19 protein-coding genes and 1 riboswitch are annotated in these 14751 nt (G+C 60.8%); of the genes, 16 read left to right on the top strand and 3 right to left on the bottom strand.

Annotated features, from left to right (window positions below; genetic code table 11):
- Window position 1 precedes the first annotated feature (1 nt).
- The 16 genes from ACFULT_RS21300 to ACFULT_RS21375 all read left to right on the top strand — a co-directional run bounded on the left by ACFULT_RS21300 (window position 2) and on the right by ACFULT_RS21375 (window position 11660).
- The gene (locus ACFULT_RS21300; RefSeq protein WP_378482453.1) at window positions 2-874 is read left to right on the top strand and encodes an amidohydrolase family protein; all 873 of its coding nucleotides are present in this window, start codon (window positions 2-4) and stop codon (window positions 872-874) included.
- Entirely contained in the window at window positions 871-1332 is a 462-nt protein-coding gene (locus ACFULT_RS21305) for a DUF3237 domain-containing protein (protein ID WP_037105177.1), read from the top strand. Before ACFULT_RS21300 ends, ACFULT_RS21305 begins: the two co-directional genes overlap by 4 nt.
- A 209-nt stretch (window positions 1333-1541) precedes the next feature.
- Complete coding sequence (locus ACFULT_RS21310) at window positions 1542-2384, top strand: SDR family NAD(P)-dependent oxidoreductase (protein ID WP_037105453.1); 843 nt, start codon at window positions 1542-1544, stop codon at window positions 2382-2384.
- Window positions 2381-2878 (top strand): hypothetical protein, encoded by a 498-nt coding sequence (locus ACFULT_RS21315; RefSeq protein ID WP_378482379.1) that lies wholly within the window; start codon window positions 2381-2383, stop codon window positions 2876-2878. Before ACFULT_RS21310 ends, ACFULT_RS21315 begins: the two co-directional genes overlap by 4 nt.
- 82 nt (window positions 2879-2960) lie before the next feature.
- Window positions 2961-4172, top strand: a complete 1212-nt coding sequence (locus ACFULT_RS21320; protein ID WP_378482380.1) for a Fic family protein — start codon at window positions 2961-2963, stop codon at window positions 4170-4172.
- A 163-nt stretch (window positions 4173-4335) separates the two neighbouring features.
- The gene (locus ACFULT_RS21325) at window positions 4336-4737 is read left to right on the top strand and encodes a DUF6153 family protein (protein WP_378482381.1); all 402 of its coding nucleotides are present in this window, start codon (window positions 4336-4338) and stop codon (window positions 4735-4737) included.
- A gap of 74 nt (window positions 4738-4811) precedes the next feature.
- Window positions 4812-5438: a DUF305 domain-containing protein gene (locus ACFULT_RS21330; RefSeq protein ID WP_378482382.1), complete on the top strand. Its 627-nt coding sequence runs from the start codon at window positions 4812-4814 to the stop codon at window positions 5436-5438.
- A gap of 281 nt (window positions 5439-5719) precedes the next feature.
- Window positions 5720-5840: riboswitch (SAM riboswitch) on the top strand.
- Window positions 5841-5869: 29 nt separating this feature from the next.
- Window positions 5870-6310: a mandelate racemase/muconate lactonizing protein gene (locus ACFULT_RS21335; protein ID WP_378482383.1), complete on the top strand. Its 441-nt coding sequence runs from the start codon at window positions 5870-5872 to the stop codon at window positions 6308-6310.
- A gap of 158 nt (window positions 6311-6468) precedes the next feature.
- On the top strand, window positions 6469-6912 hold the full coding sequence (locus ACFULT_RS21340; RefSeq protein ID WP_378482384.1) for a DUF3558 family protein: 444 nt from the start codon (window positions 6469-6471) through the stop codon (window positions 6910-6912).
- A 10-nt stretch (window positions 6913-6922) separates the two neighbouring features.
- Window positions 6923-7300: a hypothetical protein gene (locus tag ACFULT_RS21345; protein WP_378482385.1), complete on the top strand. Its 378-nt coding sequence runs from the start codon at window positions 6923-6925 to the stop codon at window positions 7298-7300.
- 325 nt (window positions 7301-7625) lie between these two features.
- Entirely contained in the window at window positions 7626-8123 is a 498-nt protein-coding gene (locus ACFULT_RS21350; RefSeq protein ID WP_378482386.1) for a DUF3558 family protein, read from the top strand.
- An 8-nt stretch (window positions 8124-8131) separates the two neighbouring features.
- Window positions 8132-8512, top strand: coding sequence for a hypothetical protein (locus tag ACFULT_RS21355; RefSeq protein ID WP_378482387.1), 381 nt, complete (start codon window positions 8132-8134; stop codon window positions 8510-8512).
- 161 nt (window positions 8513-8673) lie between these two features.
- Window positions 8674-9489 (top strand): MerR family transcriptional regulator, encoded by an 816-nt coding sequence (locus ACFULT_RS21360; protein WP_378482388.1) that lies wholly within the window; start codon window positions 8674-8676, stop codon window positions 9487-9489.
- Window positions 9486-10337 (top strand): hypothetical protein, encoded by an 852-nt coding sequence (locus ACFULT_RS21365; protein WP_378482389.1) that lies wholly within the window; start codon window positions 9486-9488, stop codon window positions 10335-10337. The genes ACFULT_RS21360 and ACFULT_RS21365 overlap by 4 nt, the downstream gene beginning before the upstream one ends.
- Window positions 10338-10762: 425 nt before the next feature.
- Complete coding sequence (locus ACFULT_RS21370) at window positions 10763-11272, top strand: DUF3558 family protein (protein WP_378482390.1); 510 nt, start codon at window positions 10763-10765, stop codon at window positions 11270-11272.
- Window positions 11273-11279: 7 nt separating this feature from the next.
- Window positions 11280-11660 carry a hypothetical protein gene (locus ACFULT_RS21375; protein ID WP_378482391.1) on the top strand — a complete coding sequence of 127 codons (381 nt, stop codon included), beginning with the start codon at window positions 11280-11282 and terminating at the stop codon, window positions 11658-11660.
- Between the two features lie 59 nt (window positions 11661-11719).
- Here the strand turns inward: ACFULT_RS21375 and ACFULT_RS21380 are convergent, their stop codons facing one another.
- The 3 genes from ACFULT_RS21380 to ACFULT_RS21390 form a co-directional block, all read right to left on the bottom strand.
- Entirely contained in the window at window positions 11720-12532 is an 813-nt protein-coding gene (locus ACFULT_RS21380) for an ABC transporter permease (protein ID WP_378482392.1), read from the bottom strand.
- Window positions 12529-14124, bottom strand: a complete 1596-nt coding sequence (locus ACFULT_RS21385; RefSeq protein ID WP_378482393.1) for an ATP-binding cassette domain-containing protein — start codon at window positions 14122-14124, stop codon at window positions 12529-12531. Before ACFULT_RS21385 ends, ACFULT_RS21380 begins: the two co-directional genes overlap by 4 nt.
- Window positions 14125-14225: 101 nt before the next feature.
- Entirely contained in the window at window positions 14226-14681 is a 456-nt protein-coding gene (locus ACFULT_RS21390) for a MarR family winged helix-turn-helix transcriptional regulator (RefSeq protein WP_094721106.1), read from the bottom strand.
- Window positions 14682-14751 lie beyond the last annotated feature (70 nt).

The raw sequence follows: 14751 nt of genomic DNA on the forward strand, positions 1-14751 counted from the left end.
GATCGATCTCGACGACATAATTGCCATCGACGTCCACACTCACGTGGAAGCCGATGACGCTCACCATTGCTCGCTCGATCAAGAGTTGCTCGACGCCTCGTCGAAGTATTTCAAACCAGGCGTCAACCGAACTCCGACTGTCGACGACCTGGCCGCGTACTACCGCGAGCGAAAGATGGCGGCCGTGGTGTTCACCGTCGACGCGCGAACAGCGCTCGGTCATCCGCCGGTCTCCAGTGAGGAGATCGCAGCCAGGGCTGCAGAACATGCAGACGTCCTGATCCCGTTCGGCTCGGTCGACCCGCACAACGTTCCCGAGGCCGTGGCTCGAATCGAGATTCTCGCGCGAGACTACGGCGTTCGCGGGATGAAGTTCCACCCGAGCCTGCAGGATGTCGAGCCCAACGATCGCCAGTACTACCCGATCTACGAGACCTGTGCCGAGCACGGGCTCGTGGCACTGTTCCACACCGGTCAAACCGGAATCGGAGCAGGACTTCCGGGCGGTCGAGGAATCAAGTTGAGGTATTCGGATCCGATGTTGCTCGACGACATTGCGGCGGACTTCCCGACACTGACCATGATTTTCGCGCACCCATCGGTGCCGTGGGTCGATTCGTCGATCTCCATCGCGACACACAAAGCGAACGTCTACATCGACTTGTCGGGCTGGTCGCCCAAGTACTTCCCGCCTCAGCTCGTGCGCAACATCAATTCTCTGCTCAAACACAAAGCGCTGTTCGGCTCGGACTTTCCGGTGCTCACGCCGGACCGATGGATCAAGGACTTCGCCGAGCTGGGCATCAAGGATGAGGTTGTGCCGTTGATCATGAAGGAGAACGCAATCGGAGTCCTCGGGTTGGCCGAGAAGTGACGCCGACGCTGTCGACACGTTTTGTCGCCCACCTGTCGGTCGATGTCGGTGAACCCGTTGCCCTCGGTGACACACCCGAGGGACGGAGGCGGCTCGTCCCGATCCTCGGCGGGCACGTTCAAGGGCCCGAGCTGAGCGGACGCGTCGTCGGCGGCGGCGTCGACATCCAAGTGCAGCGAACGGAGACGCGCACCGAGGTCGATGCGACCTACGCGATCGAAACAGACGACGGCGACACCGTGTTCGTGCGCAACGGCGGAATCCGGGTCGCCAGTGTGGAGGACACGATGTCTCTCTCCCAGGGTGTTCCGGTACCTGCGGAGCGCGTTTACTTCAGAACGGCTCCGCATCTGTCGACGACCAGCGGCAGGTTGGCGTGGATCAACGACCGAACATTCGTCGGACGCGGAGAGCGGTTCCCGGTGACCGTCGAACTCGATGTGTTCGTTGTGGAGTAGTCGCTCAACAGCAGTGCCCACCCACCTTCGGTGTCTCAGGTGCCAGGTCGAGCATCACGTTGCCGTCGAAGAAGCCCGTCGGCTCGAGCGTGACGGGGCTTTCGAACGTGTCCAGTAGTCCTCTTTCGAGGACTACTGGACACACTCTTCCGTTGCTAGCGTCAGCTCGGTCAGGTGCTGCAATTTATTCGACGGACAAAGGATTCGTGGTGTCCACTCTTCTTTCAGGCAAAGTCGCCGTCATCACCGGAGCCGCGAGTGGCATCGGACGGGGTATCGCATCTCGGTTCGTCGACGAGGGCGCGCAGATCGTTCTCACCGATATCGACGACGATGCCGGAGCTGCCCTGGCTGCAGAGCTCGGGGAGCACGCCGTCTACGCACACGTCGATGTCACCACCGAGTCCGACATCGCCGCGGCAGTCGCTTTGGCTGCAGATACTTTCGGATCGCTGGACATCATGGTGAACAACGCTGGTGCACAGGGTGACCCGTCATCGATCATCGACGCAGATCCCGATGGATTCGACCGAACCGCAGCTCTCCTGACACGATCGGTGTTGCTCGGACACAAGCATGCTGCGCGCCGGTTCATCGCCCAAGGAACTCCAGGCAGCATCATCTCCACGGCCAGTGCTGCAGCGATTCAAGGTGGCTGGAGCACCGTCGGATACACCGCAGCCAAGCATGCCGTCGTAGGGCTGGTGCGACAGGCCGCCGCGGAACTGGGCCCCAGCGGGATTCGATCGAACGCCATCGCGCCCGGAATCATCATGACTCCCATCATGGCCCGCACCTTCGGCGTCGAGCCCGCGAAATCCGAGCAGTTCACCGACTTCCTGGCCGCGCGACTCGGACCCGGACAGCCCTCGCGTCGGGTCGGGTTTCCCGACGACATTGCCTCGGTCGCTACCTTCCTCGCCAGCGACATGGCGGCCTACGTCAACGGCACCGTCATCCCGGTCGACGGCGGCGCAACCACGGTGACACTCGGAACGTTCGCAACCGACGTCGTAGCTGCTGCAGCAGAGTTTGCCGCGTCACAGCCATGACCAGCCAAATGGCGAGTTCGTCGGGAGTGGAGTCGGACGAGCACGAGTCATCGACAATCCATGTGTGCCTCGACGTGTCCGCGACGGCGGACGTTGAAGACCACGTGTGGCTCACGGGATCTCCGCCGGCCAAGACCGTGTTCATTCGAGCCGACGACCTCGGCCAAGCCCAGTCGATGCGCACGCGGATACGACGTGAACTCGGAACCGAGGGAGAAGATGCGACGAGTGTTGCCGTCGTTCTCGAGTTGGAAACGCACATCGCCGAGGACGCACGCACGGCACGAAAGGAATTGGCTTCGTCCTCGACCGGCGCAACCAAGACGGTTCGTTACGTCGGAACGTCGAGCGGGCTGGCCGGCCTCGTCGCCGATATCGAAGCCGCGTCCGTTGCGGATGCTGTACTGATCATCCCGGTGGTTTCTTCGCGTCGTCAGGCCGTGTGCAACCGCATCTCAGCAGAGGTGGTCCCGCTGCTGAGGCGCATGGTGTAGGAGGCCGAAGTCGGTCAACCGCCTAAGGATGACCATGGCCCATACCAAACGATAGTCATTTAAGGTTTGGTATGGTTGCATGATGGCCAATGATTCGAACAGCGGCCTGGCCGCCGTCGAGTACGAAGATCGGCCATGGCAATCGTCGGCCGCTGCTGCCTCCAGGACACAGCGCAAGCTGCATGCAGGTGACTACAGGGCTGCAGTGCCTCCGCGGATCGCCGATCTGGAACTCCGACTCACCGATGAAGTCGCGGCCGAATCCGAGGACGCGCTGCGTGAAATCGTCCGATTCGACGAGTACGCATCGCAGCGTCTCGGCTCGTCGACCGAGTTAGCGCCGATGAGTTCGATCTTGCTCAGATCCGAGAGTGCGGCCTCGTCACAGATCGAAAACCTCACGGTCGGCGCGCGGTCCCTCGCGCTGGCCGAGCTGGGTTCACCCACCAGTCGCAACGCATCGATCGTCAGCGGCAACGTGCGTGCGATGGAGGCCGCACTGGCAGCGAGTTCGACGGTGTCTGCCGGATCGGTACTGGCCATGCACAGGGCACTGATGGAGCCTGCGGGCGATCCCGACGCAGGGCAATGGCGAACTCAGCAGGTCTGGATCGGTGGCTCCGATTTCGGGCCCCACCACGCCGCATTCGTTCCGCCGCATCACGATCGACTCGGGGCCTGTTTGGACGACCTCTTCGTGTTCGCGTCGAGAGCTGATCTGCCCGTCCTTCCTCAGGTGGCCGTCGCGCACGCGCAGTTCGAGACCATCCACCCGTTCACCGACGGCAACGGTCGTACCGGCAGGTCGTTGGTACATACAATGCTCCGTCGGGCAGACGTGGTCGAACGCGTCACGGTTCCGCTGTCCGCGGGTCTGCTGGCCGATACTGCGTCGTATTTTGCGAGTCTCGACTTGTACCGACAGGGCGATGTCGAACCGATCGTTCGCCGGCTGAATGCCGCGGCGTTCGCAGCTGTATCCAACGGAAGGATGCTGGTCGACGAACTCGCCGGTGTGCGTGACCGGTTCGGCGCCGGCGTGGTTGCGCGTCGTGAATCGGTTGTGTGGAGCCTCCTCGACGCTCTGATTGCACAACCGGTAATCGACAACGCCTTCGTGCAAAGGACATTCGGTGTCAGCGACATGGCTGCTCAGCGGGCCATCGATCGACTCGTCGGCGCGGAAGTTCTCCATCAGACCTCGAAGGGGCGACGAAACCGCGTCTGGCAAGCGGATGAGATCCTCGATGCACTCGACCGTTTCGCCGAGCGCACACGTCGAGGACGGAGATGAACTGCGCTGCATTCCCAAGCGGCCCCAGTAGATGGACGATGCGTCAGTAGGTCACGCGAACGGCGAACTGTGCCCGGTTGTCGACTGGTTTGCTGTCCAGTGGTCTGCGGATTCCGCCCGGCGGGGCTACCCCCTGGGGGTATATGTTGCTATCGTCGATGGCATGCAGTCAGTCGGCTTCCGTGGACGGGGCGCAGCCTCGACTGGACTTCTGATTGCCCTGGTGGTGTTCGGGGTGCTGCTGATGCATTCTGTGACGCCGGTTCTGTCGGCGTCTGGATCGATGATCGGCGATCATGGCTCGATGGTGGCGTCGGACGCCGTCGACGGCTCGGTTCCTGTCGCATTCGGCGAGCATGACTGCCCGTCGGCGCATCAGATGATGCACCCCTGCATGGGCACCACGGTGTCGTGGTCTGCGCTGACCGACCCGGCGACGAGCGGTGAGATCGACCTGTCGCCGATATCGACCGAGTGGCGCCACATGGGCGTCGACTCGACTCAGGAGCGAGCTCCTCCGTGGACATTGTGGGTGTTGGACAAATCGGTGACCTTGCGAGTGTGACAGGGAGCCCGGTCGACGAGCGTCTACCGGCGGATCTGATTCCCTGTTCTACTCACTCTTGCAAGGAGTTTCACATGCATACCAAGATTGCCGCCTCGATCGCCGCTGCCACCGTCGGCGCGTTCCTGCTGAGCGGCTGTAGTGACACCTCGACCGATTCATCGATGGACGAGCATTCGATGACGTCGATGTCGTCCGCGACTATGTCGTCGATGCCGGCGAGTGCGTCGGCTCAGTTCAACGATGCCGACGTGATGTTTGCGCGGATGATGTATCCACACCACGCACAGGCAGTCGAGATGGCGGAGATGGTGCAAGGCCGTAGCGACAACCCGGACGTGCAGGCGTTGGCGTCGGCGATCGCTGCCGCGCAGCAGCCCGAGATGGACCAGCTGACGAGCTGGCTGGCCGAGTGGGGTCAGCCCGCACCCTCGGGGGACATGGGCACCATGGGCGGCATGGATCACGGCTCGGGAATGGGCATGATGACCCAACAGGACATGGATGCGTTGGCCGGCCTGACGGGTGCGGAGTTCGATCGGCAGTGGTTGACGATGATGATCGCTCACCACACCGGTGCGATCGAGATGGCGCAAGCCGAGATCGCGAACGGATCCAACCCGGACGCGCAGCAGATGGCCCGCACGATCGTCGACACGCAGCAGCAAGAAATCGACACCATGCAGCAACTGCTGGGCTGATCTGAAGTTCTGTCCAACGAAGGGCCGCATCCTCATTCACCTCGACGGGGATGCGGCCCTTCGCTGGGTGTCACACTGCAGGGAGGAACCGTTCGGGCGTGGCTCGAATCATGCATCGTCGCTGCAAGGTCTGTTCGTACTACCGTTGCTAAACGGTATTCCCTTCGTGCCGTAGGTCGACGTCGAACATGATCGGTTCGAGACGGTTCATTCAGCGCACGCGTCGGACGACGAGGTAGTGCTGGTCGGTCGACGACCAAGGCGAGTATCGTCGGATGCAGGTTCAAGAGTGGCAGTCACGCGGTACCTGGCCGACTGTCCGGCAACCCCGTTTCCATCGACAGGGGTGCCCCAGGGGAAGAACCGGCTCGACCGACGACCGTCGGCGAGCAAGTCGATGGAGGTACCGAACCTCCGGGACGAGGTGAGTCATGTCTGATCCATTCGGACTTGCTGAGGCACAAGCGAAGTGGAACCCGATCCCGCCGGAACGCAGGCGACGGTGGTGCCGAACCCTGCTCGACTACCCGCCGATCTGGTACGGAACCTTCGCGATGATCGCGACGAGGCAACACATCCTCGACGGTGGCTACACCAACATCGACGCGTGGATAGATCTTGCCAAGAGGGCGGAAGCTGTTGGCTTCACTCCCGAGACGTGGCTGATCTTTCGTCAAAGTCTTCAGCGTGAGTACCTGATCGAGGACTTCCCGTCCCACCCGGCGAACCGGCCGAAACGGCTCGGCAACGGCGGGATCGAGTCCCTCGTCGTCGACCCGGAGGATTTCGCCGACTGGCCATGGATGTACGAGGCAGGGTATCGAGCATCCGAGTCGACAGTCAGATCCCTCGCACGACCGGCCGACCTGTAGGTCACCGCACTGCGGTCAAGTGGAACCGTTTCGATGGTCGATGCGTCTAACCTGTTGATCGACGTGATCGAGGGGGTCGGGTGCGTAGACGGATAGCGGCGCAGGTGGCTTTGTTGGCTCTCCTTGCCGGATGCGGTGGGGGTGTCGAGGGCAGTCCCGTGGCTGCTGAACGTTGGGATCCGTGCAGCATCGAACAGTCGGCAGTCGCGGCAACGGGCTTGGATCCTGAGTACCGCGAAGCAGGGTGGGGCAGGGGCATCGAAGTCCCGGACTGGGGTAGATGTGTATTCCGGGCGCCAGGTGGCGCCGACTCGCGCTATGGATTGAGCGTGCTGTCTTCGACGGACCACACGATCGCTGAGGCTCGGGCAAAATCGACCAACTTGGATGGCCGCGATCTATTCATCGGTGGGCGCGACGCCTACATGTTCAGGACTGAGTTCGGTGACGCGATCCGTGACTGCCAGATCGCTGTCGAGGTGCCGCGGGGGGTGGTGGTCTTCAAAGCGCTGTACAACAAAGCAGACGGTGTGGACGCGTGCGAGGTGGTAGCCATGCATGTCGAAGATTTAGAGTCCGCGGTTCCTGCCGCGTCCAAGTAGGGGGGGCTAAATGAGTAGTGACGAACCAACAACATACTGGCAGGCGCTAGCTCTAGCTGCTGACAACAATCAGCTGTACCTGAATTCCGAGGCGGCACAGGCGTGTTACGAGTCCTGCGAAAAATACATCGAGAGACTACGGGCACACCAGGACACTGCCCGGGACCTTCGGGATCTGACGGGCTGGGGTGACTTCGATATGGGACTTCATCTGCAGAAGGTTTTCGCCGACAAAGCCGAAGGCGGCGAGAACAACATGGTCGACGTGTTGCAGAGTCATATCGACGTCGTCGAAGAAATGAAGGTTGTCTTCAACAAGTTCTTCACTTCGACCCGTGACGTCGACAAGGCAAATGCCGCAGGAATTGAGGTCGAAGGGCCGAGATAGCGGCAGTTGGCGCGGACGCGCAGCGATGGTCGTGGCCTAACGCTCGTACTCCGATTTCTCGCACTGGATGCAACGTGAGCGTGTAGCGACAGGGTGTGCGAGAGACGATCTGTGTCGACCTACCGGCATTGCCGCCTCCATCGACTGGGGTGCCCCAAGGGCAGAACCGGCTCGTTAACGATCGTCGGCGAACTGATCGATGAGAGAGAACCCCCCGGCCGACCTGTTGGTGGCGCCTGACTGGAACCATTTCGATGGTTGTTGCGTCTAACCTGTTGATCGACGTGATCGAGGGGGTCGGGTGCGTACACGAATAGCGGCATCGATGGCTGTAGCGGCACTGCTTGCCGGATGCAATGGGGGTATCGAGGGCAGTCCCGTCGCTGCTGAACGCTGGGATCCGTGCAGCATCACCCCAGAAGCGGTGGACGCAACTGGGTTGGACAACTCCACCCGTCAGGAAGGGTGGGGTCGCAGTATCGAGGTTCCGGACTGGGCGCGGTGCGTGTTCAGTGCTCCAGGAGGCGCGAATTCGCCTTACGGACTGAGCGTGATGTCATCGATTGAGCACACGCTCGACGAAGCCCGTGCCGACCCCTCTAATCGTGACGGCCGTGATCTAACAATCGGTGGTCGCGATGGCTACATGTACGTTACCGAGTTCGGTAAGGCGCTCAGAGACTGCAAGATCGCTATCGATGTCCCGCCAGGCGTTGTGGTGTTCACTGCGCTGTATGAGATGGACGACGGCGTGGATGCCTGCGAAGTAGTCGAGAGGCACGTCAACGATCTGGAGTTTGCGGTTCCGGCCGCACCGAAGTAGGGGGCTCGATGAGTAATCCTGGAGAACCGGTCACCTATTGGAAGGCCCTGGCTGTTGCTGCAGACAACAATCAGTTGTATCTGAACGAGGAAGCTGCCCACGCCTGCTACGAAGCGTGCGACAAGTACATCGCAAAATTGAAGGGGCACCAAAAGACTGCGAGGGATCTCAGGAACGTTACCGGCTGGGGTGACTTCGATATGGGCCTTCAACTGCAGGACATTTTTGCCAAAAAGGCTGTGGGCGGCGAGAACAACATGGTCGACGTGTTGCAGAGTCATATCGACGTCGTCGAAGAGATGAAGGTTGTCTTCAACATGTTCTTCACTTCGACCCATGACGTCGACAAGGCAAATGCCGCAGGAATTGAGGTCGAAGGGCCGAGATAGCGGCAGTTGGCGCGGACGCGCAGCTTGGTCTCAACCGGTCAACGCGTCGGTCCGGTTGAAACTACGTGAGCGCCGGTGGGCGTTGTGGTGTGTGGGCTCAGGGTGGGGCGGCAGATTTCAGGCATTGACCTTGACGCTAGGTCATGGTTGAGACTGAAGGCATGCAGATAGGGCAACTCGCTACCGCGGCCGACACCACACCGAGAACGGTGCGTCACTACCACCGCCTCGGTCTGCTCGCCGAGCCTCAACGGCGCGGGAACGGCTACCGCGAGTACACGATGAACGATGTCGTTCGACTCATGCGCATTCGCTGGCTCGCGACCAACGGCGTCCCGCTCGGATCGGTTGCCGCGGTTCTCGCGCGCGACGCCTCTGACATCGAGGGCGCTGACGACACAATCGCTGATCTACGCGCACTCGTCGCAGCACTCGAGGCCGAACGCGCCAAACTGACACAGCGGCTGATCAAGCTTTCCTCGATGGTCGACGACGTCGAGAGCGGTCGGCCGCTCTCCGCGCTCCCTCCGAAGGTCGCCGGACTGTTGGCCGGCGCTCTCGAATCCGCCCCGACGTCAGAAGTCCGCACAGCGCTCGAGCGAGAGCGTGACTTGCTCGAGGTACTCGCCATCTCGGGTAAGGCACCGCAGGAATTTCTGTCGTTCTACGCGGCGTCGATCGCCGACGACGAGCAGCGTTCCCGGTACGCCGAACTTCTGTCCGAATGGTCGAGTCTGGAGGGAAAGTCATTGGATTCGGCGGAACCGGTGATCGAACGTTTGTCGCGTACGTTGATGGCCTGGTTCGAGGCGGCAGATCCCTTCTCCAGCAGCGAATTCGACACCACACAGTCGGGTGAAACAGGCATGCCGATCCCACTCGACGCGATCATCCCGGACCCGGCTCAACGCGAGGTGGTCTCCCGAGTCCAACGTGCGCTCGTGAGCAAGTCAAGCCCTGTAAAGGGCGCCTCATGAAGGTATTGGCCTCGATGAGTTTTCACCGATCCATGCAAGCGCTTGCAGCAACTGTCTTGGCTGTCGATGCGATCCTCCTGGCGACCGGCGTCCTCGGGCCAGGGCAGGCCGTGCTGTTGTTCGCCACCGTCGAACTTCCCTTGGCCATTATCGTGATGCTCGGTCTGATGACGACCTACCGGGCCCGCCGTCGCGGCGGGGAGGATGCAAGAGCGGCGGTGGTCGCTACGGCCGAGAACTCGCCATTCTGGCCGATGATTCGGGCGGAGGTTCGCGCCTACACGTCTCTGTGGTTGTGGATCAGGGGCCGCGTAGCTGACGTCGAGCCGGGTGCGCTGGTGTTCCGGTCGAACCGCGGGACTATGACGCTACCGGTTGCCTTCGGCGTGGTCACAGTCGTAGAGATTTGTGTGCTTCATGTCGTTCTTCCATGGATGTGGCTGCGTATCGCACTCGCGGTGCTGTCAGTGTGGTCCTTGTTCGCGGTGTTCGGCTATCTGGCAATCCACCGAGTCCGTCCGCACTATTTGAGCGACACTCATTTCGTTGTGCGGCAGTCCGGTTCGACTATCGCCGCGATCGGGCGTTGCTCCATCGTGTCCGCAACCCTGTCGCGCCGGTTCTGCGAAACCACCCCCATTGCCACAGAGAGCCGATTGCATCTTCCCAACATCGACGGTACGAATGTCGATATTGTACTAGCCCAATCGATTTCAGTTCGGCTACCAGCGTTGCTCCCAAAGCATCGCAAGGCCTCGTCCGTCAGACGTATCAGCATGTATGTCGACGACCCCGCTGCACTGGTGACCGAGCTACACCGAGATGCAGCGCCGGTTGCACGTCGCTGAGAACACGACATCCCGGAGCGGTTCTCACCGCATTCCTCTGCGATGAAGGTTTCGAACTCGCCAGTCTTGCCTACGGCGACTTTGCCGGGTAATGCGCCGACCGGTTGAGACCATGCAGCGAAAGCGTGGCTCCGCGTCGGCTGATCTGAGTTCTCGCACAGGCTCTAGTTCCTCGCACGGGATGCAACCTGTGCGAGTAGGGACAGGGTGTGCGAGAGACGATCTATGTCGACCTACCGGCATTGCGTCTCCGTCGACTGGGGTGCCCCAAGGGCAGAACCGGCTCGTCAACGGTCGTCGGCGAAGTAATCGATGAGAGAGAACCCCCGCCCGACCTGTCGGTGGAGCCTGACTGGAACCATCTCGATGGTCGTTGCGTCTAATCTGTTGATCGACGTGATCGAGGGGGTCGGGTGCGTAGACGGATGGCGACGCTGGTGGCTTTGGTGATGCTGCTTGCCGGATGTAGTGGGGGCGTCGATGGCAGTCCCGTGGCGGCCGAGCGTTGGGATCCGTGCAGCATCACGCCAGAAGCAATCGCTGCAACGGGCTTGGATCCGGAGTATCGCGATGAGGGGTGGGGTACAGGGATTGTCGTTCCAGATTGGAGTCGATGTGTGTTCCACGCACCAGGCGGTACGGCCTATCCCTACGGTCTGGACGTCACATCGAGCGACAAGTTCACGATCGCAGACGCACGCGCTCGCGAAGGTAACCTGAGCGTTCGCGAACTCCAAGTGGGCGGAAGAGACGCGCATATGTATACGACGGAGACGGGCAAGTCCGTTCGCGACTGCAACATTGCGCTAGAGGTGTCCGCCGGCGTCGTGGTATTCACAGTGGTCTATCACGCGGCGGACGGAGTGGATTCTTGCCAGGTCGTACTGCAGCACGTTAACGATCTGGAATCTGCAATACCTGCCACGCCGAAGTAGGGGAGATATGGGTAATCCGGGCGAAATTTCGACGTACTGGCAGGCGCTAGCTGTAGCTGCTGACAACCACCAGCTTTATTTGAATGCGGAAGCGGCGCAGGCCTGCTCTGCGGCTTGCGAACAGTACATCCTTAAATTGAGACATCATCAAGAGACCGCCACGGCGCTTGCTCGGGTCAGCGGCTGGGGTGACTTCGATATGGGCCTTCAACTGCAGGACATTTTTGCCAAAAAGGCTGTGGGCGGGGAGAACAACATGGTCGACGTGTTGCAGAGTCATATCGACATCGTCGAAGAAATGAAGGTTGTCTTCGATAAGTTCTTCACTTCGACGAATGAAGTCGATGCTGCGAATGCCGGCGATATCCAGATCGAGGCACCGAGGTAGCGATATGGGTGGTCGCCCGGCTGGTTGGCTCACCGAGACAGCATGTTAGGTGGCGAGGTCTAGAGTCGACGGTTGTAAGCCATCAGCGACAAAGGCGCGAAGATCACGATGAATGCCGCCATCCACAGGAGTGTGTACACCAGAGGTTCGCCCACAGGTCTTCCCATCATCAAGCCGCGAACTGCGTCCACCAGGTGTCCGACGGGGTTCCATGAGGCGACGGTCTGCATCCACCCGGGCATCGTTTCGACTGGAACGAAGATGTTGCTGGCGAAGGCAAGCGGAATGATCAGTATAGCGCCTAGACCTTGGACTGCCTGTGGATCTTCGATCGCCAGGGCGAGCAGTATCAGTGCCCACGACACCGACAGAGCAAACAAGAGTGCGAGCCCGCACCCGGCAAGCACCGACCACGCGTCGGTCTCGAACCTCACGCCCAGCAGGAGACCGAAACCGATCAGCGCAGCGAGCGACACGATCTGTCGCACGATATCGCTGCCGATTGCTCCGATGAGGGGCGCGACGCGTGCTATCGGGAGACTGCCAAAGCGATCGAGGATGCCTTCGGAGAGGTCCGCGCTCAGTGAGACTCCGACGCCCATAGTGGCAAGCAGTGTCATCATTCCCAGGATGCCGGGAAACACGTACTGAAGGTACTCGCTTGTGTTGCCCGAGATGGCGCCGCCGAACACGTAGCCGAAGAGTACGAGGAAAATTGCAGGGCCGATGACGACGTCTGCGAGCCCGGCAGGATTGCGGCGGATCTTTACGATTCCGCGCCACGACAGCGACGCCGACTGCGTGACAACCTGTCCGAATCCGACACGCTTTTTCAGCGGTGCGGTTGTCCCGGGAAACGCTGTACTGGTCATGGCGCTGAGTCCTTCTCGTTTTTTCCTACGGTGGTACTCGCGCGATGCCCGGTAAGTGTGAGGAACACATCGTCGAGACTGGGGAGGCGCAGCGAGAGCTCGCTGATTTCGATGGATGCGTCGTCAAGGGTCCGGACGATCGCAGGCATGGCCTGTCCATCGGATACGGCGGCACTGAGTTGCCCGCACTTGACATCTACTACCGGTGCGGCGTCGAGGATGCTCCGAATTAGTGTCGTCGCCTCGTCGAGCTGCCCTGGATTGCTCAGGAGAAGATCGAGTGTTTGGCTGCCCATGCGCCGTTTCAGGTTCTCGGGCGTCCCGTGTGCGACGACTTTTCCAGCGTCGATGACAACGATGTCGTTGGCCAGGTGGTCCACTTCTTCGAGATACTGCGTGGTGAGAAGCACGGTCGAACCTTGCGTAGCGAGCCTGCGAACCATGGTCCAGGTCTCGCCTCTACGCACCGGATCGAGCCCGGTCGTCGGTTCGTCGAGAAAGACGACAGCTGCGTCGCCCATGACGCTCGCCGCGAGATCGAGCCGTCTGCGCATCCCGCCTGAGTAGGTCATCGCGGGTCTTGCTGCTGCTGCGGCGAGGCCGGCCTCCTCGATCAGTTCGGATGCACGACTTCGGGCCTGGCTACGAGACATCCCCAGCAGTCGGCCGATCATGGCGAGGTTTTGGTAGCCGCTGAGGTCTTTGTCCACCGATGCGTACTGGCCGGTGACCCCGATCAGTTGTCGCACTAGATGGGCATCGTGGACGGTGTCGTGACCGCAGATCCGGGCAGTACCCGCATCGGGTTTCATCAAGGTTGCGAGGATACGTACTGTCGTGGTCTTGCCCGATCCGTTCGGGCCGAGAAGTCCCAGTACGGTTCCGGACTCCGCGGAGAGATCGATGCCGTCGAGTGCGGTCGTGTCATCGAAACGTTTGACGAGGCCGCTGACCTCGATCGTCGGGCTGTTTCGAAATTCGGCCATCCGCTGTCTCCGTCTGGCGTCCTCAGCATGCGCTCTGCGCTGGGCAGCACAACCTTCTTCGGTGCCGATATGTGCTTTCGCAGCAGCAAGGTAGGTCTCGGGCGTATCTGTCCAGAGGTAAATTCGGTCGATGATGTGTTGGCCACCTTTCGGCGGCAGACCGGGGAGGGTTATCGTGGTCGGTCTTTCCAGCTCGATCTTTATGTTTGTCCGGTCGCTGATGGCCATCACGAGAGATCGGCCCCCGCGGTCGTCGATCACGCTGGGAGTCTTGGGTTTGTGGTTGTGGCTCGTGATTCCTACGGAACAAATATCGACCCACTCGACGTGCGCGTCCATATCCAGCCCGTCTCGGACTCGGATGCCCTCGCTTCCGATCGTGTGTGGCCGCATGAAATGCGCACAGATGAGCCCGGTCAGCCAGATCAGCCCCCAGACCCCGATGACGAGCAGTGGAATTCTAATCCAGATCCACTGCTGCACAAGTAGATCGACGACGACGATCTCCACCGCAGAAAGTGCAACGATCACGATGAGGAGAGGCATGCTCTCGGCGTGATAGCGAAAACCTTGTGCGTCGTGCGCTTTCCAGGGTCTGCTTGTCATCGCACGCACGATGCTTGAGTAGATGATCCTTTCGATCCCCGCGCTCCGATTTACCAGAGCTCGGAAGCCGTTGAACTTTTCCAGTTCTTTTCCGGCAGTGCTCATCGATCGTCCTTCTCATCAGGTTGTGTCGAGTTCGTCAGCTCGGCAAGGCGGGTGACGATCGCGTCGATGCCGTTTTCCAGACCGGCCCAATCCTCAGGCTCGACCGCGCTACGTAGTTCAGCCTCGAGATGTGCGTGTTCCGCCTGCATGCGGGTCATCGCCGCTTCGCCTTTCGACGTGAGGGTCACCAACACGGCACGGCGATCGGACGGGTGCGCACTGCGCTCGATGTATCCGTGTGTTTCCAGTGCATCCACGAGGCCGGAAACGTTGCGGGCTGTCACGGACAATGCTTGCGCCAGGGACCGCTGAGTCGACGGACCGCGAAGCGACAGCACCCACATGACTGCCACCCGGGACTCGGTGAGAGGCGTATCGGCAAAGGCCCGAGTCATGTCCTGTTGAAACATGTTGGTGATGGCGAGGAGCTTGTCGACGATCGAGGAGTACATATCGGTACCTTAGTACATTAAGAAGCAAGGTAACAATGTTGTCGAACTTTCAGCATTCGTCGTCGACGTC

Origin of the sequence: Rhodococcus sp. NPDC057297, from assembly GCF_042667435.1 — a bacterium.
GTDB lineage: Bacteria > Actinomycetota > Actinomycetes > Mycobacteriales > Mycobacteriaceae > Rhodococcoides.

Excerpts from the sequence above, each read along its gene's own strand:
- ACFULT_RS21385 (WP_378482393.1), bottom strand. The coding sequence starts at position 14,124 with ATGACAAGCAGACCCTGGAAAGCGCACGACGCACAAGGTTTTCGCTAT.
- ACFULT_RS21325 (WP_378482381.1), top strand. The coding sequence starts at position 4,336 with ATGCAGTCAGTCGGCTTCCGTGGACGGGGCGCAGCCTCGACTGGACTT.
- ACFULT_RS21365 (WP_378482389.1), top strand. The coding sequence starts at position 9,486 with ATGAAGGTATTGGCCTCGATGAGTTTTCACCGATCCATGCAAGCGCTT.
- ACFULT_RS21390 (WP_094721106.1), bottom strand. The coding sequence starts at position 14,681 with ATGTACTCCTCGATCGTCGACAAGCTCCTCGCCATCACCAACATGTTT.
- ACFULT_RS21350 (WP_378482386.1), top strand. The coding sequence starts at position 7,626 with ATGGCTGTAGCGGCACTGCTTGCCGGATGCAATGGGGGTATCGAGGGC.
- ACFULT_RS21355 (WP_378482387.1), top strand. The coding sequence starts at position 8,132 with ATGAGTAATCCTGGAGAACCGGTCACCTATTGGAAGGCCCTGGCTGTT.
- ACFULT_RS21335 (WP_378482383.1), top strand. The coding sequence starts at position 5,870 with ATGTCTGATCCATTCGGACTTGCTGAGGCACAAGCGAAGTGGAACCCG.
- ACFULT_RS21330 (WP_378482382.1), top strand. The coding sequence starts at position 4,812 with ATGCATACCAAGATTGCCGCCTCGATCGCCGCTGCCACCGTCGGCGCG.
- ACFULT_RS21370 (WP_378482390.1), top strand. The coding sequence starts at position 10,763 with ATGGCGACGCTGGTGGCTTTGGTGATGCTGCTTGCCGGATGTAGTGGG.
- ACFULT_RS21315 (WP_378482379.1), top strand. The coding sequence starts at position 2,381 with ATGACCAGCCAAATGGCGAGTTCGTCGGGAGTGGAGTCGGACGAGCAC.
- ACFULT_RS21345 (WP_378482385.1), top strand. The coding sequence starts at position 6,923 with ATGAGTAGTGACGAACCAACAACATACTGGCAGGCGCTAGCTCTAGCT.
- ACFULT_RS21375 (WP_378482391.1), top strand. The coding sequence starts at position 11,280 with ATGGGTAATCCGGGCGAAATTTCGACGTACTGGCAGGCGCTAGCTGTA.
- ACFULT_RS21320 (WP_378482380.1), top strand. The coding sequence starts at position 2,961 with ATGGCCAATGATTCGAACAGCGGCCTGGCCGCCGTCGAGTACGAAGAT.
- ACFULT_RS21380 (WP_378482392.1), bottom strand. The coding sequence starts at position 12,532 with ATGACCAGTACAGCGTTTCCCGGGACAACCGCACCGCTGAAAAAGCGT.
- ACFULT_RS21360 (WP_378482388.1), top strand. The coding sequence starts at position 8,674 with ATGCAGATAGGGCAACTCGCTACCGCGGCCGACACCACACCGAGAACG.